Annotated in this window: 20 protein-coding genes and 1 other RNA gene; 7 read left to right on the top strand and 14 right to left on the bottom strand. The window is 61.0% G+C overall.

Annotation, left to right across the window (positions count from 1 at the left end):
- Window positions 1-292 precede the first annotated feature (292 nt).
- On the top strand, window positions 293-1768 hold the full coding sequence (locus tag AEAC466_RS34690; RefSeq protein ID WP_031238877.1) for a M23 family metallopeptidase: 1476 nt from the start codon (window positions 293-295) through the stop codon (window positions 1766-1768).
- 22 nt (window positions 1769-1790) lie between these two features.
- Here AEAC466_RS34690 and AEAC466_RS34685 read toward each other — a convergent pair whose 3' ends face one another.
- Window positions 1791-3065, bottom strand: coding sequence for an MFS transporter (locus tag AEAC466_RS34685; RefSeq protein ID WP_023458451.1), 1275 nt, complete (start codon window positions 3063-3065; stop codon window positions 1791-1793).
- A gap of 136 nt (window positions 3066-3201) precedes the next feature.
- Here AEAC466_RS34685 and dapE point away from each other — a divergent pair, with 136 nt between their 5' ends.
- Window positions 3202-4344: a succinyl-diaminopimelate desuccinylase gene (dapE, locus tag AEAC466_RS34680; RefSeq protein ID WP_031238876.1), complete on the top strand. Its 1143-nt coding sequence runs from the start codon at window positions 3202-3204 to the stop codon at window positions 4342-4344.
- Here dapE and truA read toward each other — a convergent pair.
- The 4 genes from truA to rmuC are packed head-to-tail and all read right to left on the bottom strand — an operon-like array spanning window position 4293 to window position 7920.
- Window positions 4293-5075, bottom strand: a complete 783-nt coding sequence (truA, locus tag AEAC466_RS34675; RefSeq protein WP_023458449.1) for a tRNA pseudouridine(38-40) synthase TruA — start codon at window positions 5073-5075, stop codon at window positions 4293-4295. The genes dapE and truA overlap by 52 nt on opposite strands.
- Entirely contained in the window at window positions 5075-6004 is a 930-nt protein-coding gene (fmt, locus tag AEAC466_RS34670) for a methionyl-tRNA formyltransferase (protein ID WP_023458448.1), read from the bottom strand. The genes truA and fmt overlap by 1 nt, the downstream gene beginning before the upstream one ends.
- 59 nt (window positions 6005-6063) lie before the next feature.
- Entirely contained in the window at window positions 6064-6597 is a 534-nt protein-coding gene (def, locus tag AEAC466_RS34665) for a peptide deformylase (RefSeq protein ID WP_023458447.1), read from the bottom strand.
- Between the two features lie 36 nt (window positions 6598-6633).
- Entirely contained in the window at window positions 6634-7920 is a 1287-nt protein-coding gene (gene rmuC / locus AEAC466_RS34660) for a DNA recombination protein RmuC (RefSeq protein ID WP_023458446.1), read from the bottom strand.
- Window positions 7921-8041: 121 nt separating this feature from the next.
- On the opposite strand from rmuC, the gene AEAC466_RS34655 reads away from it, so the two are divergent.
- Window positions 8042-8596 (top strand): VUT family protein, encoded by a 555-nt coding sequence (locus AEAC466_RS34655; protein WP_023458445.1) that lies wholly within the window; start codon window positions 8042-8044, stop codon window positions 8594-8596.
- 223 nt (window positions 8597-8819) lie between these two features.
- Here the strand turns inward: AEAC466_RS34655 and recR are convergent, their stop codons facing one another.
- The 4 genes from recR to ffs form a co-directional block, all read right to left on the bottom strand.
- The gene (recR, locus tag AEAC466_RS34650) at window positions 8820-9422 is read right to left on the bottom strand and encodes a recombination mediator RecR (protein ID WP_023458444.1); all 603 of its coding nucleotides are present in this window, start codon (window positions 9420-9422) and stop codon (window positions 8820-8822) included.
- A gap of 59 nt (window positions 9423-9481) precedes the next feature.
- Window positions 9482-9814: a YbaB/EbfC family nucleoid-associated protein gene (locus AEAC466_RS34645; protein WP_035429943.1), complete on the bottom strand. Its 333-nt coding sequence runs from the start codon at window positions 9812-9814 to the stop codon at window positions 9482-9484.
- Entirely contained in the window at window positions 9811-11628 is a 1818-nt protein-coding gene (locus AEAC466_RS34640; RefSeq protein WP_023458442.1) for a DNA polymerase III subunit gamma/tau, read from the bottom strand. The genes AEAC466_RS34645 and AEAC466_RS34640 overlap by 4 nt, the downstream gene beginning before the upstream one ends.
- A gap of 149 nt (window positions 11629-11777) precedes the next feature.
- Window positions 11778-11871: signal recognition particle sRNA small type (ffs, locus tag AEAC466_RS44145), an RNA gene on the bottom strand.
- A 132-nt stretch (window positions 11872-12003) separates the two neighbouring features.
- Between ffs and pelA the strand changes: the two genes are divergently transcribed.
- From pelA to AEAC466_RS34620, 4 genes are all read left to right on the top strand, one after another.
- Window positions 12004-13242: a pectate lyase gene (pelA, locus tag AEAC466_RS34635; protein WP_023458441.1), complete on the top strand. Its 1239-nt coding sequence runs from the start codon at window positions 12004-12006 to the stop codon at window positions 13240-13242.
- A 16-nt stretch (window positions 13243-13258) separates the two neighbouring features.
- Window positions 13259-14893 carry a glycoside hydrolase family 13 protein gene (locus tag AEAC466_RS34630; RefSeq protein WP_235074272.1) on the top strand — a complete coding sequence of 545 codons (1635 nt, stop codon included), beginning with the start codon at window positions 13259-13261 and terminating at the stop codon, window positions 14891-14893.
- A 72-nt stretch (window positions 14894-14965) separates the two neighbouring features.
- A complete protein-coding gene (locus AEAC466_RS34625; RefSeq protein WP_023458439.1) occupies window positions 14966-16003 on the top strand; it encodes a class I SAM-dependent methyltransferase in 1038 nt (345 codons plus the stop codon).
- Window positions 16000-16704 carry a pseudouridine synthase gene (locus AEAC466_RS34620; RefSeq protein ID WP_023458438.1) on the top strand — a complete coding sequence of 235 codons (705 nt, stop codon included), beginning with the start codon at window positions 16000-16002 and terminating at the stop codon, window positions 16702-16704. The genes AEAC466_RS34625 and AEAC466_RS34620 overlap by 4 nt, the downstream gene beginning before the upstream one ends.
- A 4-nt stretch (window positions 16705-16708) precedes the next feature.
- On the opposite strand, the gene AEAC466_RS34615 is transcribed toward AEAC466_RS34620, so the two are convergent.
- From AEAC466_RS34615 to AEAC466_RS34595, 5 genes are all read right to left on the bottom strand, one after another.
- Window positions 16709-17134, bottom strand: coding sequence for a hypothetical protein (locus AEAC466_RS34615; protein WP_023458437.1), 426 nt, complete (start codon window positions 17132-17134; stop codon window positions 16709-16711).
- 55 nt (window positions 17135-17189) lie between these two features.
- The gene (gene aguB / locus AEAC466_RS34610) at window positions 17190-18074 is read right to left on the bottom strand and encodes an N-carbamoylputrescine amidase (protein ID WP_031238870.1); all 885 of its coding nucleotides are present in this window, start codon (window positions 18072-18074) and stop codon (window positions 17190-17192) included.
- A gap of 65 nt (window positions 18075-18139) precedes the next feature.
- Window positions 18140-19171 carry an agmatine deiminase family protein gene (locus AEAC466_RS34605; protein WP_023458435.1) on the bottom strand — a complete coding sequence of 344 codons (1032 nt, stop codon included), beginning with the start codon at window positions 19169-19171 and terminating at the stop codon, window positions 18140-18142.
- A gap of 180 nt (window positions 19172-19351) precedes the next feature.
- Entirely contained in the window at window positions 19352-21745 is a 2394-nt protein-coding gene (locus tag AEAC466_RS34600; RefSeq protein ID WP_023458434.1) for a TonB-dependent receptor, read from the bottom strand.
- 559 nt (window positions 21746-22304) lie between these two features.
- On the bottom strand, window positions 22305-22718 hold a 414-nt coding region (locus tag AEAC466_RS34595), incomplete at its 5' end, for an OmpA family protein (protein WP_023458433.1).

The raw sequence follows: 22718 nt of genomic DNA, 5'->3' as shown, positions 1-22718 counted from the left end.
TTAACCTCTTTTAAGCAGGATTTTAAGGATCACAAGGTAAATCCGGACCCTGCCGGAAGATCTGTAGGGGAGCCTCAAGCCTCATTTTCGCCTTATTTTGGCGTAAGCAGAGCCTTCCACATCTATGAGACTCGGGTCATTGTGCCGACTTTCAGCGAGTCTTGCCTGCCGCTTGGGCGCCAAACTGGCCTCAAGCAAAGCTAAATTGAGTATGTTTCCCCTGCCCGTCCGCGGCCTTGCCGATGACGGAACCGGGCGGGACACCACCGCTTAACAGGACGAATACGCGTACATGGCTCAACTCGATCCCCGCCGACAACCTGTCAGACTGACGCCAATGGTGTTTGCCCTGGCGACGGCCGTGACGGTCGGCACTTTGTTGTGGCGTGTCATTCAGCCCATGCCGGGCCTGTCCGCTCCCATGGACCCTGCCGCCGCGATGGCGCTCGAAACCCAGGCCTATGCAGAGGCAGCCGCCCGTCCGGGCTATAGCCAGCCAGTCGACATGCCGGTATCCGTGCGCTCCGGCGAATCCCTGACCGATGCTCTCAAGCGCATGGGAATCTCCGCTGACGAAGCCCAGATGGCGGTCAATACACTGTCGCAATCGTTCAAGGTCACCGACCTGAAGACCGGCCTGAACCTCGAAGCCGCCATTGCCCGCCCGGTTAATGGCACCGGCACGGCCCGACTGTTGGGCCTCACCCTGCGCACCGGCCCCGCCAAGCAACTCACCCTGACCACGGATCGTGACGGCACGATGCGCCTGCGCGCCCTGGAAGAATCGGTGCGCGACGAACGCCGCATCGCCATCGGTCAGATCAAGGGTTCCTTGTTCACGTCCGCCGCCGCCCTCGGCGCGACCCCGACCCTGACCACCCAGGTGGTCAAGCTGTTCGCCCACAAGATCGATTTCGAACGCGATATCCAAGCGGGTGACAGCTTCAAGCTGGTCTTCGACCGCAAGGTCACCGAAAGCGGTCGCACGGTCGAAGCCGGCAATCTGCTCTACGCCGAAATCCAGGCCAAGGGCGGCGTCAATCGCTTCTATTCCTTTGCGCCGCGCGGGACGAAAAACACCGAATATTACGATGAAAATGGCCGCAGCATCAAAGGCTTCCTGCTGGCCACGCCCATCTATGGCGCGCGCACCTCGTCCGGGTTCGGCATGCGCTTTCACCCGATTGTCGGCTTCATGAAGATGCATACCGGCATCGACTTCGCCGCCCCCTCAGGCACCCCGATCCAGGCCGCCGGCGACGGTGTCGTCATGGACGCCAAATGGTGGGGCGGCTATGGCCGATGGGTGCGCATCGCCCACAACAAGGAGTGGGAAACCGGCTACGGCCACATGTCGTCGATTGCCGTGCGCCCCGGCCAGCACGTGACCCAGGGCCAGATTATCGGCTATGTCGGCACAACGGGCCGTTCCACCGGCCCGCACCTGCATTTCGAAGTGTGGCACGACCACCATCCGATCGATCCGAAGGGGGCAAAGGTGCCCCAATCCAACACTCTGGCCGGCGCCGATCTGCTCGCCTTCCGGGCCCGCAAGCGCGAAATCGATTCCATGATCGCCGTGGCCCAGGTCAGCCCGAACGGCACCACGATCAACGACAACGCCGTGGCTCTGAACGGCGGCTATCATTACGAGAGCGAAAACGAGACCTCACGTCCGCAGGCCCTGGCTCAGACCGAGGTCAGCCCGGTTCGCGGCAATGCCCGTCCCCTGCGGTCCGCCATCACTACGACGCGCGGTACGCGTTAATTCGGTATAAGAGCGGTACGCGCTAATCCAGCCGGTCCGCCTTCCACAGGGGCGGGAACAGCTTGATCCACGCGCCGGTGACCATGAGCGAACCAATCCCCCCGAAGAGCGCGGCATTGACCGGTCCCATCAAACGCGCCACGACGCCGGTTTCGAATTCGCCCAATTCGTTCGACGCACCGATAAACAGATAGGACACCGAGGCGACACGGCCACGCATATGGTTGGGCGTGACGATCTGCACCAGTGTACCGCGGACATAGACGCTGATCATGTCGGCCGCGCCCAGGACGATCATCGCCGCAATCGACAGCCATATCATATTAGACAGGCCGAAAACGATCGTCGCCAGACCGAAGACGGCGACACCCGCAAACATCCACGGTCCGGCATGGCGGCGAATAGGCGACCACGACAGGATAAAGGAGGTCACGATGGCGCCGATGGCCGGCGATGCCCGCAACAGGCCGAAGGCGACCGGCCCGGCATGGAGGATATCCTTGACGAACATCGGCATGAGGGCGGTGGCGCCACCCAGAAGCACGGCGAACAGGTCGAGCGAAATCGCGCCCAGGATGATCTTGTTAGACCATATATATTCCATGCCTTCCTTGAGCATCGCCGTCTTCGATCCCGACGGCGCATCGGGATTGGTCGGTGTGCGGATGGTCAGAACCAGGACCGAGGCGATCAGGCACAGACCGGCGCAGAAGCCATAGGCAAAACGCGGTGAAAACCCGACAAGCAACCCGCCCAGTGCCGGACCGACGATCAATCCGGTCTGAAACGCCATGGAATTGACGGCGATCGCCTTGGGCAGGATATGTTTCGGGACCAGCATCGGCCCAATGGCCGAACTGGCCGGAGCGCTGAAGGCGCGAAGCGCACCCAGCACCGCGCTCAGGGCAAACAGGCCCCAGAACGGCGGATGCGGAATGAAGGAATAGGCGAAAAACCCCAGCGACAAAAGCAACTGGGCCATAAGCACGACGCTGACGATCTTCTTGCGGTCGTGGCGATCGGCGACAATGCCCGCCGGCAGGGTAAAGGCAAACAGGGTCAGAAACTGCGCCAGGCCGATCAGGCCGACATAAAGCGCCGATTCCTTGACGCCCTCGGTCCGCCGCGCGATTTCATATACTTGCCAGGCGATGGCCGCGCTTTGGGCCGAGGTCCCGAGCACGCCGAACAGACGTGACAGCCAGAACGAGCGGAAATCCGGAATTTGCAACGGGTGGCGATTGTCTTCCTGCAGCGGCGGCAGGTCGATGGCGGGCGTTTCAGGCGGCGTAGTCACGGCAAAACCTTGAGCAAAAATGCAATCTCGACCCTAATTTAGAGTCTTCCCCCGGCGTCTAAAGGCACTTAGAGGAAAGGCGCGGCAATTGCATGTGTTTTTTGCCGAAAAGCGGTACATCGGCGCGGAGTGTGGAATGCTTGACGTAACAACCCTGACCCAGGCTCTGATTACCCGGCCGTCGGTGACGCCGGCCGATGCCGGAGCCATGGATACGGTCGAGACCATTCTGACCGAATTGGGCTTTACGTGCACGCGCCTCACATTCGGCGAGATCGAAAACCTCTATGCCCGGCGCGGCGCCGCCTCTCCCAACCTGTGCTTTGCCGGCCATACCGACGTCGTGCCGGTCGGCGTGCGCACCTTGTGGAAATACGATCCGTTCGGCGCCGAAATCCATGACGGCCAGGTGATCGGCCGCGGTGCCGTGGACATGAAAGGCGCCATCGCGGCCTGGATCTCCGCCGTGTCGCGCATCGATGACCAAGCCGGGTCCTTGTCCTTCCTGATCACCGGCGACGAAGAAGGCGTGGCGACCGACGGCACGGTGCGCGTCGTCGACTGGCTCAAGCAGACGGGCGAGGTCATCGATCACTGCATCGTCGGCGAACCGTCGTCGTCGGCGCAACTGGGCGACATGATCAAGGTCGGGCGGCGCGGCTCGATCAACGCCACCTTTACCGTCACCGGCAAGCAGGGCCACGTCGCCTATCCGCAGCGCGCACTCAACCCCCTGCCCGTACTCGTTGATCTGCTGGCCGAACTAAAGGCGCGCCATCTCGACGACGGCTATGACTCATTTCCGCCGTCGAACCTCGAAATCACCACCATCGACACCGGCAACACCGCGACCAATGTCATCCCTCAGGCGGCGCGGGCGCGGGTCAATATCCGCTTCAACCCGGCGCACACCGGCGCGGCCCTGAGCCAGTGGTTCGACACCGTCGCCCGCCATATCGCGGACAGGTCAGGCGCGGCCATCGAGGTCCAGTCGAGCATTTCCGGCGAGGCCTTCCTGACCGAGGCCGGCCCCTTCGTCGACCTGATCGCCGACGTGATCCGTGCGCAATTCGGCCTGGACACCGACCGGTCAACGACCGGCGGCACGTCCGATGCACGCTTTATCCGCGACCTGTGCCCCGTGGTCGAATTTGGTCTGGTTGGCCAGACCATGCACCAGATTAACGAGTGCGTGGCCGTCGCCGATCTCGAAGCGCTGACCCACGCCTATTCGGCCTTGATCGAGGCATATTTTTCGAAATTCGGCTCCGCCTCGTAAGTGACCTGCGTCAGATAGAGGCCATGCGCCGGCGCAACCTGACCGCAACGGGCGCGGTCTGCGGCGGCCAGGGCTTCGCCGGCATAGGCCACCGGATAGCGCCCAGTGCCGATATCGACCAGGGTTCCCGTCATCGACCGGACCTGACGATGCAGGAAGGACCGCGCCGCGAAGACCAGATGCACTTCTTCGCCGAACCGCTTCACACGCGCGATGTCGAGCGTGCGCATCGGTGAATTGGCCTGACAGGCGACGAAGCGGAATGTCGTGAAATCATGATGCCCGGTCAGGGCCTTGGCCGCTTCGATCATCGCCTCGACATCGAGCGGCTTTTTGACATGCCAGACGCGGCCTTGATCGATGGCGGGCGGCGCTTCGCGGTTGAGGATGCGGTACAGGTACATGCGCCCCGTCGCCGAAAAGCGTGCCGAAAACTCAGCCTCGACCTCTTCCGCCGCCAGGATCGACACGGCCAGTGGAAACAGATGGGCATTGATGGCGTCGCGCACCACCTTGGCCGGGTAGGTTTTCTCCAGATCGAAGGTCACCACCTGCCCAGTGGCGTGTACCCCTGTATCCGTCCGGCCAGCGACGGTCAGGCGCAGGGCCTGACCGGTGAACTTGAAAATGGCCGCCTCGATGGCGGTCTGGACGCTCGGCTGATCGCCCTGAGCCTGAAAGCCATTGAACGGCCGACCGTCATATTCGACAAGGAGCTTATAACGGGGCATTACAGCAGGATATCGCCGGGATTGAGCAGGCCGCCGTTGAGAAAATCGGCGGCGTCCTGGGCTGCCTTGCCTTCGCGCTGGACCCGCACAAGCTCGATCACGCCGTCGCCGGTGGCGATCTTCAAGCCCCCCAGCAGGCGCGTGCCCGGCGTTTCTGCCGACACCTCATCCGTCAGGCGCGACATCAGCACTTTCAGCCTCTGCTCGCCCTTGGCGGTTTGCAACAGGCACCACGCGCCCGGAAAGGGCGACAGGCCGCGAATATGATAGTCGAGGTCGCGCGCCGGCCGGTTCCAGTTGATCCGGGCCTCTTCCGGCGTAATCTTGCGGGCATAGGTCGGTTCTCCGACCTGTGCCTGCTCATTGGCGCCACCGCGTTCGATGGCGGCCAGGGCCACCGGCAGGAGCGAAGCCCCCAGCGCCGCCAGCTTGTCATGCAGGCTCTGGGCCGTATCATCCAAGGTGATTTCGACGCGTCCGGTCAGGATAATCGGGCCTTCGTCCAGGCCTTCGCTCATGCGCATGACCTCGACGCCGGTATGGGTATCGCCGGCCATGATGGCGCGCTGGATCGGCGCGGCCCCCCGCCAGCGCGGCAGAAGCGAGGCATGCAGGTTGAAACAGCCCAGACGGGGATGATCGAGGACTTCTGCCTTCAGAATCTGACCGTAGGCGACGACGATGGCAGCGTCGATATCGAGCGCCTGGAAATCGGCAATGGCCTCGGGCGCCTTCATGGATTTGGGCGTGCGCACCTCGATCCCCAGGCTTTCCGCAAAGCTGTGGACCGGCGATGGGCTCAGCACCTGGCCCCGGCCTTTCGGCGCGGGCGGCTGGCTGTAGACGCAGACGATATCGTGACCGCTGGCCACCAGTTCAGCCAGCGCCCGGACGGCGAATTCGGGAGTGCCCATGAAGGCTAGACGCATAAAAGACCTCTCAGCAAGTCTGGGAGGTCTAATCGCAATAGACTATGGGAGCAAGCTCTTTACGCCGCGTTGCGCGTCAGCTTCTTGACCTTGGTGACGGCGCGGTCGCGCTTCAGCTTGGACAGGTGGTCAATGAAGAGCACGCCTTCCAGATGGTCCATTTCGTGCTGGATGCACACGGCGAACAGGCCCTCGGCGTCTTCTTCGACCGGGTTGCCGTTATAGTCGAGATAGCGCAGCTTGACCCGGGCCGGACGTTGCACTTCGTCGTAGATTTCCGGGACGCTGAGGCAGCCTTCTTCGTAGGGCGCGGTGTCATCCGACTTCCAGACGATTTCCGGGTTGACGAAATAACGCGGCTTTTTGACCGCTTCGCCTTCGGGGTCGTCTTCCGGCTTTTCCTGCAGGTCCATAACGATGACCCGGACGGGTTCACCGATCTGGATCGCGGCCAGGCCGATGCCGGGCGCGTCGTACATGGTTTCAAGCATATCGTCCATGAGGGCGCGCAAGGCGTCATCAACGACGGCGACGGGCTTGGAGACCTGCTTCAGGACGGGGTTCGGGACGGTAAGAATTTCGCGTATGGCCATAGCGGAGATGTAATCTCACAGGTCGAAAATTTCAAGTCAAACAGATTCACTGTCGGACGATTGGAGTGATTTCAACTTGTTAGCCACCTTTGGCTGGCTTTCGATGGCCGTCAGATCCGGCAAAGGCTTGCCCTGGTGGTCGACCTGGAGGTCTTCGAACCGCCGCGCCTGGGTCAGCACCTTGGTCTCCAGCGAACCAATAAAGGCATTGTATTTTTCAACCGCCCGGCCCAATGCGCCGCCGAGGCCCGACACATGATCGCCCATGATCGACAGGCGCGCATAGAGCTCGCGCCCCAGATCGGCGATATGGGAGGCGTTCTTCATCTGGTCTTCGACGCGCCAACCATAGGCGACGGCCTTGCATAGGGCGAAGAGGGTCGTCGGGGTGACGATGATCACCTTCTTGTCCATGGCCTCGTTCATCAGTTGCGGCATGCGGTCGAGCGCCGCCGCCAGAAAGCCGTCACCAGGAATAAACAGGGCGACGAAGTCCGGCGACTGATCCTTGAACTGGTCCCAATAGGCCTTGCCCGACAGGTCCCGAACGTGGGCGCGAAGGGCCTGGGTATGGCGTTGCAGGGCGGTTTCGCGCGCCTCGTCGTCCAGCGCATCCATGGAATCGAGAAAGGCGGTCAGGTTGACCTTGGAATCGATGACGAACACGCCATTGGACTTATCGCCGGGCATACGCACCACGACGTCCGGCCGGCGGCGGCCCTCATCCGTGTCGAGATTGTGCTGCTCGATAAAATCGAAGCGCGTCAAGCCCGCCGCCTGGAGGACGTTGCGCAGGGTTTCTTCGCCCCACCGCCCTTGAACACCGGCGCCACGGCGCAGCGAATTGGCCAGTTTCTGCGTCACCTCACGGGTCTGGTCCGAGGCGGTCAGCAATTGCTTGATCTGTTGTTCCAGTTCGCCGCTGTTCTTGCTGCGCGCCTCTTCCATGGCCTTCACCTGGGCTTCGAAGCGCGTCAAGGTTTCGGATACGGGTTGCAGGCTGGAATTCATACGCTCAAGCGCCAGCTTTTCCCGCGCAACAAAACTTTCCTCGGCCCGCAGCAACAGGGACGACGCCGATTTTTCCATGGCCTGATGGGATACCAGCTGAAACTGCTCGCTCATGGCCGTGCGGGCGTCTTCGAGGCTGCGCACCTGCGTCTTCGCCGCGGCCAGATCGGCGGTGACGTCGGTCAGCCGGTCGCTCAGTTCCTCGTTGCGCGTCCGCAGGCGTTTCGTCTCGGTGAAGGCCAAAAACCACGCCCCGGCGAAAACGACGGCGACAACAATAACAACGAGCAGACTGACGCTTGACATGTTCATGCTATGTTCCTAACTTCCGGAAACGAAAATGGCAAGCCCTATTTGCGCTTGCAGTCCGCACCGCCGCTGATACAGTTTCGCCAGAGAAGGCGTGAGATGACGGAAACCGAGGACACATAGGATGATCGACGTCAGGGCGGCCGCGCGCAAGACATTTACCGGCCGGGCGCCGTGGACCTATCTGTATCTGTTTTTGATTCCGTTCATCAACTGGGCCTATGCGGCGGTGCCGACCATTCCCCTGCCCGACCACGGCGAATGGACGCCGCTCGCCATTGTCACCGGCCTGGTCCTGGTGGTGCGCGACTTCGCGCAACGTGAAATCGGCCACTGGATTTTCATTCCGCTGATGATCGGTCTGGCTATATCGTTCAAGATGGCCCCTGCGGAAATCGCTATGGCCAGCGCGGTCGCCTTCGGGATCAGCGAGACGATCGACTGGGCCCTGTTTACCTTCCTGAAGCTGCCGCTGTCGAAGCGCGTCTTCATTTCGGCGGCGGTGGGCTCACCGATCGATACGACGGTCTTTTACCTGATGGCCGCGACAGCCATTCCCGGCATTTTCAACATCTGGGCCATCGGCGCTTCCATCTTGTCCAAGCTGGTCGGCTGCGTGATTGTCTATCTGCTGATGAAGAACCGCGAAAAGAAGGCGGCGCTGGCGGCAGGCGCCTGAACCGTATCTGACTATTGGGGGCGAAGGAAGGCCCCCACCACCACATCTCAACGCTTCGCGTCTCGTGCGGTCCCCCGCCCCGCAAGCAGGGCGGTATAAGTATATGCCTCGTCCCCGCACAAAAAGCCTGAATTTTGGATGAGAGGCTAGCCGGCTAGCGATGCAGGTATTTTTTATACCTGCGAGCGACGACTGCGACGCCTATCGCCAAAAGGCAGGCTTTTTACCGTCTGGACTTGAACGCATGGGCAATGGTCCCGTCGTCCAGCCAGTCGAGTTCCCCGCCAACAGGCACGCCGCGCGCCAGATGGGTGATGGCGATCTGGTTCCCGAACGCTTTCAGCCGGTCGGCTATGTAATGGGCCGTGGTCTGGCCTTCGACTGTGGCCGGCAGGGCCATGATGATTTCGCGCACGCGACCGGACTTGACGCGCTGGATCAGCCCGTCCAGACGCAGGTCTTCCGGGCGCACGCCGTCCAGAGCCGACAATAGCCCGCCCAGCACATGATATTGCCCGGTAAAGGCGCCCACCCGTTCCATGGCCCACAAGGCGCTATCCTCTTCGACGACGCAGATCATGGCGTCGTCGCGCATCGGATCGGCGCAGGTCGGACAGGGGTTTTGCGTCGATAAACGCCCACAGACGGTACAGGCTTCCACCTTGTCGGCGGCGTCCTGCATGGCATGGGTGAGCGGAATCAACAGCTGGTCACGGCGCTTCAGCAAGGCCAGGGCGGCACGCCGCGCCGACCGCGGTCCGAGCCCCGGCAGCTTGGACAAAAGCGCCATCAGACGCTCGATTTCAGGTCCAGCGCCCGAAGCCATCAGACGCGCCCCGCAACAGGCCGGCAGATACAGGAAGGAGGCGCGGTTTCACGCATAAATCAGAAGAATTTCGGCATGTTGGGCAGACCGCCGCCCGGCCCCAGATCCTTGGCAGCCTCCGCCATGACTTCCTTATTGAGGTCATCCAGCTTGCGGCGCGCATCGGCGTGGGCGGCGCGGATCAGATCGGCCAGCACTTCACCTTCGCCCGGCGCCATCAGGCTTTCGTCGATGGTGAGCGCGCTCATGTCGCCCGAACCCTTAAGGTCCATCTTGACCAGACCGGCGCCGGCGGTGCCATGCACCGTGCTCTCGCTCATCTTGGCCTGCGCTTCGTGCAGCTTTTGCTGGACGAGTTGCGCCTGCTTCATCATGGCGGCAAAATCCATCAGTCGTTTTCCTTATCTTCATCGGGACGTTCATCGACGGGAACCACGGGCTCCGTCTCTGTCACCACGGGTTTGGGGCGGGCGCGGACGGCAATGATTTCCGCGCCGGGGAAGGTTTCCAGCATGGTGGAAACGAACGGGTTTGCCTGGAGACGCGCCTTGGCGGCGGCGGTTTCGCGCTTGTCGCGCTCCATGATCGATTCCGCGCCGCCGGAACCTTCCGTCGCGATGAGCCAGCGGCTACCGGTCCATTCGCGCAGGCGCATCGACAGGCGGCGCACCAGATCGGCCGGGGCGCGCGGCGCCAGTTCGAATGTGATCGCACCGGGTTTGAAAGCAATCAGGCGGACAAACTGCTCGACGTCCGTGCGCAGACCGATATCGCGCTTTTCGGAGATCAGTTTCAGAACGTCGGGAAAGGTTTGCGGATTGGGCAGGGCCTGAACCTGCGGGCGCATCTGGACGGCGGTCGCGCCGCCTCCCCCACCGCCGCCACCGGGCAGGCCGCCCGGACCGTTCGGCACCAGAGGTTCACCGCCCTGCAGACGCTTCATCAGAAGTTCTGGGCCCGGCAAGTCAGCCGCGTAACAGAAGCGCACAAGCGCCATTTCAAAGGCCGCCGAAGCATCCGGGGCGCGACGCAATTCTTCGAACGCCTTCAGCATCAGAGTCCACAGCCGCGACAGTGTGCCCGCCGACAGTTGCGACCCGAGGGCGGTCACGCGCATGGCCTGCGCCTTGGGCAGGCGCGTTGCATCGGCGCCCAGAATCTTGGCGACGGAGGTCGCGTGGGCGTATTCCAGCATGTCGCCCATGATCTGGGACGGATCGGCGCCAAACCCGTACAGGGTGCGATAGGCCAGCAGCGCTTCGCTCATCTGACCGGAAATGATGTTTTCGAACAGGGCCAGCGTTGCGGAGCGGTCGGCCAGACCCAGCATGTCGCGCACCACTTCGGCGCTCGTCGTCTCTCCCGCTTCGCTCTGCACCAGGGCCTGGTCAAGCAGAGACAGGCCGTCACGCACCGATCCTTCGGCAGCGCGGGCGATGAGGGCAACCGCGTCGGCATCGATCTTGACCCCCTCCAGGGTGCAGATTTTTTCCAGATGCGGCGTCAGGGTTTCGGGTTCGACGCGGCGCAGGTCGAAACGCTGGCACCGGGACAGGATGGTCACCGGCACCTTGCGGATTTCCGTGGTGGCAAAAATGAACTTGGCGTGGGGCGGCGGCTCCTCAAGCGTCTTCAGAAGCGCATTGAAAGCGCCCGTCGACAGCATGTGGACTTCGTCGATGACATAGACCTTGTAACGCGCCTCGACCGGGGCATAGCGGACGGATTCGAGCAGGTCGCGCATGGCGTCGACCCCGGTTCGCGACGCGGCGTCGAGTTCGAGCACGTCGATATGACGGCCTTCGATGATGGCCTTGCAATGAACGCCCATCTCCGACAGATCGACACTCGGCTCATGAACCGTGTCGCTTTCGTAGTTGAGCGCGCGGGCCAGAAGGCGGGCCGTCGTGGTCTTGCCCACGCCGCGCACACCGGTCAGCATGAAGGCGTGCGCAATGCGTCCGGCCTGGAAGGCGTTGGTCAGGGTGCGCACCATGGCTTCCTGGCCGATCAGGTCTTCGAAGGTGCGCGGACGGTATTTACGGGCCAGAACCGTATAGGCTTCGGACTTGTCGATCGGCTTGGCGACCGGCAACGACTTGGGCTCCGGCGCACCGCCGAACATATCGTCGGTCAGGTCATCGCGCTCCGGCACATCCAGTTCAGCGTTGGCAAAAGGATCGTCAAGGTCAGAATGATCGGACATGGTTTCTTATATAGTGGCTTTTTACGCAAGCGTCAGCCCACAAAGCTCGATTCGTGCACAGGTGCAATTGTGAGGTTTTTTTAAGCGTCGCTGGCTTGTCTGGCAGGCCGAGACATGCGGCGTCCGAGCCAAAACATCCGCGTAAAGCGCGGAGTGAGACGACTGACCCGAAGGTGAATTCGTTGTGGCTGCTGCCTTCCGGCCCTGACCAGGTTGGCGAGGCCTTCGCCCAGCCGTCTCGAGGCCTATATGCGTATTTTTGTGGCCTGATGCAAGAGCGGATTTTAGTCAATAAATGACACCGGTATCATTTGTCTTGCGCCCCCGCCTGGGTGGTGGCACTCTCCCCCAAAAGCAAATTCAGGGATACCGACCATGCGCGCAGCCTCACTTATCGCCCTGGCGATTTTCATCGCCGCTCCCGGTCACGCCGCGGTGGTCGGCAAGACGGTGCCCGCCGAAGCGCTAACAGAGGCGCGGGTAGCCGGCAAGAGCGATTGGCAGGCCTATCTGGCACGGTCGCAGGCGCAGATGGCGGCCGACAAGGCGGCATTGGCGGCGGAACAGGCCACCAACGGGGCCGTTCTACCCGTCGCCGAGACCAGTGCCGGCATCCACACCATGCCGCTCGACCGTGAAGCCGCGTGGTACGCCACGCCGGGCGCGCGTCATGTTGCCGACGTCATTGTCAGCTTCCAGACCCCGGCTGGCGGCTGGAGCAAGAATATGCCGCGCGATGGCGAGTTGCGCAAAATGGGCCAGCCCTATGTCGCTGGCCACGCCAAGGCCATCCCGGACGACTTGGCGTGGAACTGGGTCGGCACGTTCGACAACAATGCGACAACCACCGAAATGCGCTTTCTGGCGCGCGTGGCGGCGCAAACGCCCGGACCGGATGGCGACGCCTATCGCGCCAGCATTATGCGCGGTCTCGGCTATATTCTGGACGCGCAGTATCCGAATGGCGGCTGGCCCCAGGTCTATCCGCTGCAAGGGGGATATCACGACGCCATCACCTATAATGACGATGCGCTGGGCGATATCACCAGCCTGCTGTCGGACGTGGCTGCCGGCAAAGCCGACTTCGCTTTCGTATCGGCCGCCTTGCGCACCCAGGCCCGTGACGCCGAAGCGCGCGCCCTGACCTGTATCCTCGACACCCAGGTCCGGATCGACGGCCGATTGACCGTATGGGGGCAACAGCACGACGCCCTTAGCCTGGCGCCGGTCGGGGCACGAAATTTCGAACCGGCCGCCCTGTCCAGTTCGGAAAGCGCCAACCTCCTGATCTACCTCATGGCCATCAAGGCCCCATCGCCCCGCGTGGTTGCGGCCGTCAAGGCCGGCGCCGCCTGGCTGGAAGCCTCCGCCCTGCACGATCTGGTATGGACGAAAGATCGCGAACTGATCGAACAGGCCGGCGCGCCTTTACTGTGGGCCCGCTATTACAGCCTGACGACGGGCCAGCCGCTCTTCGGCGACCGCGACCTCACCATCCACGACGATGTGATGGAGATTTCCACCGAGCGCCGCAAGGGCTACAACTGGTACAGCACGTCACCGCAAAAGGCGCTGGACGCCTACGCCAAGTGGAGGCAAGCTCACGGCGAATAAATGACAGGAGAGACGCGTGCAGACAGCGGATATGATCACGCCCAATGGCTATGTCAGACGCTGGTGGAAGGCGGCCGTGGTCTATCAGGTCTATCCCCGCTCATTCTATGATTCCAACGGCGACGGAATCGGGGATTTGCGCGGCATTATCGCCAAACTCGACCACATCAAGGGGTTGGGGGTCGATGTCATCTGGCTGTCGCCGCATTTCGACAGCCCCAATGCCGACAACGGCTACGACATCCGCGATTACCGCCGGGTCGGCGCCGAATTCGGCACCATGGCAGATTTTGACGACCTGCTGGCGGCGATCAAGGCCGCCGGCATGCGGCTGATCATCGATCTGGTCGTCAACCACACCTCGGACGAACATGCCTGGTTTGCCGAAAGCCGGTCGTCGCGCGACAATCCGAAACGCGACTACTATATCTGGAGCGATCACAAACCGAACGACTGGACATCGATTTTCGGTGGCTCCGCCTGGACGCAGGACGCGAGCGGCGATTGGTATCTGCATCTGTTCGACCCCAAGCAGCCGGACCTCAACTGGGACAATCCCGCCGTCCGCCATGACGTCTATGATCTGATGCGTTTCTGGCTGGACAAGGGCGTCGACGGGTTCCGCATGGACGTCATCCCGTTCATTTCCAAGGACAAGTCCTTTCCCGACCTGCCCGAAGACCTGCGCGCCAAACCGCAATATGTCTATGCCAACGGCCCCTATGTTCACGACTATCTGCACGAGATGAACCGGGACGTATTGAGCCAGTACGACGTCATGACGGTGGGCGAGGCCTTCGGCGTCACCCTGGTGGACACGCCGAAACTGATCGATGAACGCCGCCAGGAGCTGGACATGATTTTCCAGTTTGCGGCGGTCGAGGTCGATCGCGGCCCGGACGGGCGTTGGAGGCCCTGGCGGCTGACCGACCTCAAGGCGGTGTTCGCGCGTCAGGATGCGGCGTTGGACCGCCATTGCTGGCCTACCGTCTTCCTCAGCAACCATGACAATCCGCGCATCGTTTCCCGGTTCGGCGACGATAGCCAGCAATGGCGGGAAAAATCGGCCATGCTGCTGGCCACCCTCATCCTGACGATGAAAGGTACACCCTTTATCTATCAGGGCGATGAGATGGGATTGACCAACCGCGCGTTCAGCGACATCAGCCAGTTCAACGACCTTTGGACGCTGAATGCCTGGCGCGACGAAGTGGAAAGCGGTCAGTGGCGCCCGGAGGCCTTTTTCGCCAATCAGAACAGGCTCAGCCGCGACCATGCCCGCATGCCCATTCCCTGGACGGCCGAAGGCGGCTTTACGACCGGCACGCCGTGGTTTGCGCTCAACCCGAATTTTGCCGAGATCAACGCTACGACGGGTCAGGACATCTATGACCACTATGCCCGTCTGATTGCCCTGCGCCACGCCAACCCCGCCCTGATCTATGGCGACTATGAGGACATCGCCCCCGATCATCCGCAGATTTTTGCCTATCGCCGCACCCTCGGCGATACATCATTTCTCATTATCCTGAATTTTTCGAGTGAGGCCGTCGCCTTCGACTGTCCGGCGCGCGCACCCATTCTGGCCAACGATAACGGTTCGACGGGCGAGCTGGCGGGATGGGACGCCCGCATATATCGGCTCGACTGATGTCGGTTCTGATATTTCAGAAATGTATGCAAGGCAGTTTGCTTTTGCGGCTGTCTGTGCGATAGCCAGCCGATGCAAGATCCCGTCTTAGATACCCTGTTCCTGCCGCTCGAAAGCGGCGCTATCGATTGGCCCGCCAACGGCCCCGCCCTCTTCCTGCGCGCCCGCACCGGTGACGCGCTGGACGACATCGCGCGTGATAAATTGCTCTGTGAACAGAGCTTCAAGCCGCAGCATGACGCCCTGCTGCGTGCGGGCTTTGCCATGGCCGATAGCGATGCCGGCCCCTTCGGCCTGACCATCGTCCTGCCGCCCCGCCAGCGCGAAGAATATCGTGCCCTTCTGGCCCGCGCCCTGACGCAGACAGTGGACGGTGGGATCGTTATGGCCGCCGTGTCCAACAACGAAGGCGCCAAGACCGTCGAGAGCGATTTGAAGGCATTGGCCGGCAATATATCCAGCCAGTCGAAGAATAAGTGCCGCGTCTTTTGGGCGCGCGTCGATGCCACTCGCGCCGATGCCGCCCTGATCGCGGACTGGCGGCAACTGGACGCGCCGCGCGATATCGAAGAGGGTCGCTTCGTCAGCCGCCCCGGCGTCTTTGCCTGGGACCATCTCGATCCGGGCTCACGTCTGCTGGCCCAACACCTGCCCGCGACGTTCAAGGGAAAGGTGGCCGATCTGGGGGCCGGTTTCGGCTTCCTGTCCGACGAGGTGCTGAAGCGCAATCCGGCCGTCACCCACCTCGACGCCATCGAAGCGGAAGGCCGCGCGCTGGACATGGCGCGGCAAAACCTGGCGGCCTATGGCGACCGTGTCGGCTTCCACTGGCTGGATGCCACCAAGCCCCTTCCCGGCCCCTACGACGCCATCATCACCAACCCGCCCTTCCACGCCACGGACCGCGCCGATCGCCATGACATCGGCAAGGCGTTCATCGTGTCAGCCGCGCGGGCACTGGTTTCGGGCGGACAGATGTGGCTGGTGGCCAACCGGCACCTGCCCTACGAAGAGACGTTGAACAGCGTCTTCAAGTCGGTCAGCGTCGCCGCCGAAAACGGCTACTACAAGGTCTTCCGCGCCGTCGGCCCGAAGGGTGTCAGCAAGTGAAGCTGATCAAGCGCCTCGCCAATCTGGGCTACGGATCGCGCAAGGAGATGCAGACGCTGATCCGCATGGGCGCCATCACCGATGCCGCCGGCACGCCGCTGTCCGACGATACCGATATTGCGCACGAAGAGATCCGCTACCGGGGCAAGGCGCTGGACCCCGCCTTCGGCATGGTGATGATGCTGAACAAGCCGACCGGCTATGTCTGTTCGCTGAAGGATCGCGGGCGGCTTGTTTATGAACTTCTGCCGTCACGGTTCGCCGAACGCAAACCGGTCCTGTCGACCATCGGGCGGCTCGATGCCGATACGTCGGGCCTTCTGTTGTTTACCGATGACGGCGATTATCTGCACAAGATCATTTCGCCGAAAAATCATGTCGCCAAGATTTACGAAGTGACCTGCGCCCGTCCGATCGAAGACCATTACGCCGCTATTTTCGCCGCCGGCACACTTGTGCTGGAAAGCGAAAAGGATGCGCTGAAACCGGCCTTCCTTGAAGTGACCGGTGAAAAAACGGCGCGCCTCACCCTTTATGAAGGGCGATATCATCAGGTCCGCCGCATGTTCGCGGCCGTCGGCAACCATGTCGAAACCCTGCATCGCGCGCAGATGGGCACCCTGACCCTTGGTGATCTGAAACCCGGCAAATGGCGGCTTTTGAGCGCGGCAGAAGCGCAAGCCCTCCTGATCCCACAATAGCGGCCTACGACATCCAGGTGGTCTTGCGATTGGCGATCGTCCAGCGACCGCCATCGAGATGCAGGGTAATCATTTCACCATGTCCGCAGAGACGGCGGCAGACGAAGTCCGTCCTGACGAAGGCCTCGTCGTCGCCGGTAAACTGCGGCGCGCCGAAGCGCACACTGCGCTCTTCGCTACCGGTCATGGGCAGGCCGGCCGACCGGAACGCCGTGGTGCAGTCGATCTTGCCCCCTTCGCCGTCGACCTGAGGATCAAAATTGTCAGCCGACAGAGCCTGGCCGAGATCAGCCAGAATACGACATTGCAGGTCATCGGTAATGGCCAGGCGCGACCCCACCGGGCCCGCTTCGACATGCGGCGGAGTCTGGGCGCAGGCGCTCAGGGCAAAGCACAGGCTCAAGACAGCAATCAAAGGCATCTGTTTCATGGCGCTTCCCTTTATGTGGACCGAGACAATGCCTTTGCGGCAAAGCGCGGGCTCGTTAAAGTGCCGGCCGTGGCGAGGCCAGCGCCGTGTATAATTCCGGGCGGCGGTCGCGGAAAAAGCCCCACGCGGCGCGGTGCGTATTGAGGAAGTCGAGGTCGAATTGGGCCACCAGAACGCCTTCTTCTCCGGCGCCAAATTCCGCCACCTTATCGCCGCGATGATTGGCGATGAAGCTATGGCCATAGAAGGTCTGACCCGCGCCGTTCTGCGGCGAAATCAGGCTTTCGGTGCCGATACGATTGGAGGCGATCACCGGCATGACATTGGCGACCGCGTGGCCTTGCATGATGCGTTGCCATGGCGCGGCGGTATTTAGCTCTGCATCGTGCGGTTCCGACCCGATGGCGGTCGGATACATGAGCAATTCGGCGCCTTGCAATGCCATGGCGCGGGCGGCTTCCGGGTACCACTGATCCCAGCAGATGCCGACGCCGACCTTGGCGAATCGGGTATCCCAGACCTTGAAGCCGGTGTCGCCGGGGCGGAAATAGTACTTTTCCTGATAACCGGGACCGTCGGGAATGTGGCTCTTGCGATACACGCCCATCAGCTCACCGCCGGCGTCGATCATGACCAGCGAATTGAAATAATGCGGGCCCTCCTTTTCATAGATCGAGGTCGGGATAACGACATCCAGTTCGCGCGCCAGCTTTTGCATGGCCAGGACGGCGGGATGTTCACGCCACGGAAAGGCGGTTGCGAACCACTTCTCTTCCTGCGACACGCAGAAATATTCGCCCTGGAACAGTTCCGACGGCAGGATGACCTGAGCGCCCTTCGCGGCAGCTTCGCGCACAAAGGCTTCGGTCTTGGCGATATTGGCCGCCATATCGGGACCATAGGCGGTCTGGATGGCGGCGACGGACACGGTACGGGTCATGACTATCATACTCCATTTCCGGAATGCATCGGCAGTCCGGCATGGTCAAAAAAAGGGGGCGCGGGTCACGCCTTGATTAGCGGCACCTGCTGGCTGATGCAGTGGAAACTGCCGCCGCCGGTCAGGATGGCGCGCGACGACAGGCCCAGCACCTGACGTTCCGGGAAGAGGATCTGGAGCGCCTCAACCGCCAGTTCGCCCGGCCGGTCGTTATACATCGGCACGACCACGCAATCATTGGCAATCAGGAAGTTCATATGGGAGGCCGGGATGATTTCGCCATCCTCGTCCAGCACTTCGCCCGGTGACGGAATGCGCACGATCTGGAGCGGCTGGCCCCGGGCATCGGTCTGGGACGACAACAGCTTGGCCGTCGCGTCGTAGACGGCGGCGTTGGGATCATCACGCCCATAGGCGATCGGACAGGCCACAACACCCGGCGCCACAAAACGCGCCAGATTGTCAACGTGACCATCCGTGTGGTCGTTGAGCATACCGTCATCGAGCCAGATCACCTTACGGATGCCCAGGGACTGAAACAGGGCTTCTTCGGCGAGGGACTGGGTCCAGCCCGGATTGCGATTGGGATTTAGCAGGCATTGCCGCGTGGTCAGCGCCGTACCGTGACCGTCGTGGTCCAACGCGCCGCCTTCAAGGATAAAATCCTGCACGGTGTGGGCGAAACCATCGGCCTGGCTGATCTGAAGCGCCACCTCATCGTCGTGCTTTAGGTGATATTTGCCGCCCCAGCCATTGTTCTGAAAGCTGACCGGCAGGGCCTGATGCAAGTCATCATCGTCGGCGTCGTCACTGACATAGATCGGACCCGTATCGCGGAACCAGATATCGCCGAAACGGCCATCGACGATGTCCAGGGTTTTCAGATCGCCCAGCAGGTCCTGCGCCGCGCTGCGCGCCGCCTCCCCCATCACCATTAGTTTGACGTGTTCGCCACCCAGTTCACACAAGGTCCGCACCAGCGCCGCCACCTCGGCCTGGGCCGGGATCAGGTCTTCCTGCCACAGGTTTTCGTGACTGGGAAAGCCGAGCCAGATGGCCTTGTGCGCTTCCCACTCCGCCGGAACGATACGTGTCATGATGACTCCCGCCAATTGGCCTCTGCGGACGACGATCCGCTGCGGCTCTGGTCACTCGGAGATTGGTCTCCAGGATATGTCCGGCTCTTAGCACAGGGCCGGGCGACTTGACCACGATTTACATAAAAAAACGGCTCCCGGAAATCCGGAAGCCGTTCTTTGTTTCATCATGCGCTATGGTTAGAAAGCGGCGTGAAGCGACAGCATGACGGTGCGTGGCGCACCGACATTGAAAGACGGATTATTAGAGGCAGCGACGGTGCTGCTGATCGAGCCGAAGTAGTACTTGTTCGTGAGGTTGATCACGTTCAGTTGCAGGTAGGTGCCCGGCTTCGTGAAGCCGGTCTCCGGCAGATCCCAACGGGCGGAGCCGTTGACCACCGTATAGGACGGCGTCTTCAGATCGTTCAGATCGGTGGCGTAGCGGTCGCCCACATACTTGCCGTTCAGATCAAAAGAGAAGTCCTTGAACGGCTTGTAGCTGACGCCGAATGCCCCCATCCATTCCGGAACTTCCGGCAGAGCCTTGCCCTTGGTGTTGACCGTGGTGGTCGAACCGTTGGCGTAGTTGTCGAGAATTTCCGTATCGGTATAGGTCAGGCTGCCGTAGAAGGAAACCTTGGTGGACGGAGCCCACGCGGCCGAAGCTTCGACACCCTTAAGGTCAACGCTGCCGACGTTACGGTCGAAGTAGCTGTCAGAAGCCGGGTCATAGGAAGACACGATACGGTTTTCATACTTCTGGGCCCAAACATCAGCCTGAGCTGTAAAGGTCGGTGACGAGAAGCGATAACCCAATTCAAGCGTCTTGTTGGTTTCCGGCAGCGGATTGGCCGGCTTCACAGCGTTGTCCTGGTAGATGACGCCATAATAGTTATCGGTACGTGGCGCCGACAAGGCTTCCGAATAGTTGGCATAGAGCTGGCTGCCGTCGGCGATTTGGTAGGTGACGCCGAGGCTCGGAAGGGTTTTCGAGAAGTCAACATTGGTGTGATACGGCTTGATGAAGCGCGTATGGGCAACACCGCCGGAGGTCAAGTAGGTATAGCCGAAGCCAACCGTGCCATTACCATAATCGACCGTCGGGGCGGTGGTGGTGCAGAAGGGAGCGTAGGAGCCCGAACCGTCATCCGGCGAATAGCAGAATTGGTTCAGATCGCGTTCCATCTTTTGCTGTTTCACACCCAGCGACACGAACAGCTTATCTTCCAGGAAGCGACCGCGGTACTCGAGGAAATATGTATCGACATTGGCCAGGGAGAAGCGTTGGCGACGTTCGTGCACCGAGCCGTCCTTGCCGAGGATGCGCAGGCTCTTGTCGTCACGGCCACCGAACGGATCGACGTAACGACCGCTGGCATCAAGCAAGGTGCTCTCGCCGGTTTGACGTGTGCGACCGCGATCGAGCGAGACGCCGAAGCGCAGAACATCGCCCCGGTCAAAAGTGTAAACGCCGGTCGAGCTGATCGAATAGCGGTTGGTCGTCGTCGTGTTCGGGTTGTAAAGGCTTACGCTACCCAGCTTGCCGTCGCCATTGATGTCAACGCCCGCCAGTTCCGTATAGCGGTAGGTGCGGCTGCTGACCGACATCTGCCCGTTGGTTTCGTTGATGCTGCCCGTACCGCCGCCGTTGGCTTCAACGAATTGGTAGGTCGGATCGACGGTGAAGAAGAAGTGATCATTGATCACCCACTTCGAATAGCCGCGCAGGTTGCCGGTGTTCGACGGGTTGATGTTGTTGATGCCCGCACTGTTGTAATACTTGCCATTCGAGGCGAAGTTCGACAGGCTTTGGCCGAAGATAAAGCGGTTGCGGTTTTCATTGTAGTGACCGCGAATACCGAAGTAGGACCCGTTGCTCAGCGGCTGATAAATGTTGAAGTTGACCTGCTGCTTATCGAGCTTGCCCGTGTTCGGCTTTTCAATCGTGAAAGTGTCGTAGTTAGTCTTCGATGCCGCAAACCAGGCTTGCGTACCGAATGGACCAATGGCGCCCGTGTTCACCAGGACGAAAGCGCGGTTGAAGTTGAAACTGCCGGTAGCGATCGTCGCTTCAACGCCGAAATCTTTCGCCGTCTTGCGGGTGGTGTAGGCGACCGTGCCGCCGGAAGCGGAGGCTGTCATCGAGTCGACGTCGGTCGCGCCCGTGATGACCGTAGCAGATTGGATCAGTTCCGGGTCAAGCTGCTGGTTGGTGTAGATGGCGTAGTTGCCCGCGTCGTTCAACTGAACGCCGTCCATCGTCAACGAGATACGCGAGCTGTCAAGGCCACGCAGACGCATGTTACCACCCGACGAACCATACGGATCGTTGTTGGTGAAGTTGTAACCCGGCGTCAGGTTGAGGGTTTCGGCAATTGTCTGGCCGCTGGATTGGGTGGAAATGAAGTCCTGCCCGATCGTGGTCTTGGTCTTGGTGCCGACTTCTTTGTTAATGGGGCCCAGACCCTTTTTCGAGCCCTTTACGATGACTTCAACTTCTTCCGTCGCCGTCGACTGAGCAAATGCGACTGTGGTTACGAACAGGCCCGTCAGAGCCGTACCGGCCAGAATAATAGACTTGGTGAACTTCATAAGGAGTATCCCTCTCCAGGTTTAAAACAAAAAAGCAACACGACATAGGTATCCTGCGCGCAAATCAGGCTTCACCGCCTGTGCGTATTCGGACATTCAGAAATATTTGCCGGATTGATCTCTAGGGCTCTTTATAACTTTTTTTTTACAAATCCTATGAACGTTTTGTGACAATTGTCACATACGCAACGTGTTGCGGCATTGCAGCAACACATGCTGCGACGCAATATAAGAATGTTACTGTTTTTATTGATATATATTATCTGGCGCTTTGCGACATCAGAACAACACGAATCCACCAGGTGGAAGTCAGGCTTGGAAATCACGCCCCAATTCTGACCTTAATTGACGTGGACATGAGGCGAAAGTCGTCAACGATTACGACAGATAAGAGCCTTACGTAGCGTCAAATTGGTGACTATGTTTGAATTTGGACATCGTACAAATTGCACTCCGACCTTCAATTGAAACAACAAAAACCCGGCCTGACATTACGTCAGGCCGGGCCATTGAGTCTTAATTCGACTATTGACGAGGACCGAAGTCCCTCACTTTCAAATTAGAAGGTGATGTCGATGGTCGAACGACGGTTCAGAGGTTCCTTCACGCCGTCGCCGGTGGCAACAGCCAGGTCCGCTTCACCCTTCCAGTCGACAGCCAGCTTGGAGCCGTCAACGCCGAGGCCAGCGAGGGCATCAGCAACGGTCTTAGCGCGGCGTTCCGACAGGCGGATGTTGTAAGCAGCCGAACCGGAGGTGTCGGTGTGACCGACGACAACGATACGGGCGGCGTTACCGGCCTTGGCGTAATCAGCGGCAGCCGAGACAACCGATTGTGCATCAGCCGTCAGATCGGACTTGTCGAATTCGAAGTAAACGACAAACTCGCGGGCTTCATAGGCAGGCGCGACCGGAGCCGGCGGCGGAGGAGGCGGAGGCGCCACAACCGGCGGCGGGGGAGGCGGCGGCGGCGG

This window comes from Asticcacaulis sp. AC466, from assembly GCF_000495815.1.
In the GTDB taxonomy this organism is placed as follows: domain Bacteria; phylum Pseudomonadota; class Alphaproteobacteria; order Caulobacterales; family Caulobacteraceae; genus Asticcacaulis.
The sequence above is the reverse complement of the archived record's forward strand: the minus strand, read 5'-3'. Positions and strand labels throughout refer to the sequence as shown.

Bases quoted from the DNA above. Each gene is read 5' to 3' on its own strand.
- AEAC466_RS34690 (WP_031238877.1), top strand. From the start codon at position 293: ATGGCTCAACTCGATCCCCGCCGACAACCTGTCAGACTGACGCCAATG.
- dapE (WP_031238876.1), top strand. From the start codon at position 3,202: ATGCTTGACGTAACAACCCTGACCCAGGCTCTGATTACCCGGCCGTCG.
- truA (WP_023458449.1), bottom strand. From the start codon at position 5,075: ATGCCCCGTTATAAGCTCCTTGTCGAATATGACGGTCGGCCGTTCAAT.
- fmt (WP_023458448.1), bottom strand. From the start codon at position 6,004: ATGCGTCTAGCCTTCATGGGCACTCCCGAATTCGCCGTCCGGGCGCTG.
- def (WP_023458447.1), bottom strand. From the start codon at position 6,597: ATGGCCATACGCGAAATTCTTACCGTCCCGAACCCCGTCCTGAAGCAG.
- rmuC (WP_023458446.1), bottom strand. From the start codon at position 7,920: ATGAACATGTCAAGCGTCAGTCTGCTCGTTGTTATTGTTGTCGCCGTC.
- AEAC466_RS34655 (WP_023458445.1), top strand. From the start codon at position 8,042: ATGATCGACGTCAGGGCGGCCGCGCGCAAGACATTTACCGGCCGGGCG.
- recR (WP_023458444.1), bottom strand. From the start codon at position 9,422: ATGGCTTCGGGCGCTGGACCTGAAATCGAGCGTCTGATGGCGCTTTTG.
- AEAC466_RS34640 (WP_023458442.1), bottom strand. From the start codon at position 11,628: ATGTCCGATCATTCTGACCTTGACGATCCTTTTGCCAACGCTGAACTG.
- pelA (WP_023458441.1), top strand. From the start codon at position 12,004: ATGCGCGCAGCCTCACTTATCGCCCTGGCGATTTTCATCGCCGCTCCC.
- AEAC466_RS34625 (WP_023458439.1), top strand. From the start codon at position 14,966: ATGCAAGATCCCGTCTTAGATACCCTGTTCCTGCCGCTCGAAAGCGGC.
- AEAC466_RS34615 (WP_023458437.1), bottom strand. From the start codon at position 17,134: ATGAAACAGATGCCTTTGATTGCTGTCTTGAGCCTGTGCTTTGCCCTG.
- aguB (WP_031238870.1), bottom strand. From the start codon at position 18,074: ATGACCCGTACCGTGTCCGTCGCCGCCATCCAGACCGCCTATGGTCCC.
- AEAC466_RS34605 (WP_023458435.1), bottom strand. From the start codon at position 19,171: ATGACACGTATCGTTCCGGCGGAGTGGGAAGCGCACAAGGCCATCTGG.
- AEAC466_RS34600 (WP_023458434.1), bottom strand. From the start codon at position 21,745: ATGAAGTTCACCAAGTCTATTATTCTGGCCGGTACGGCTCTGACGGGC.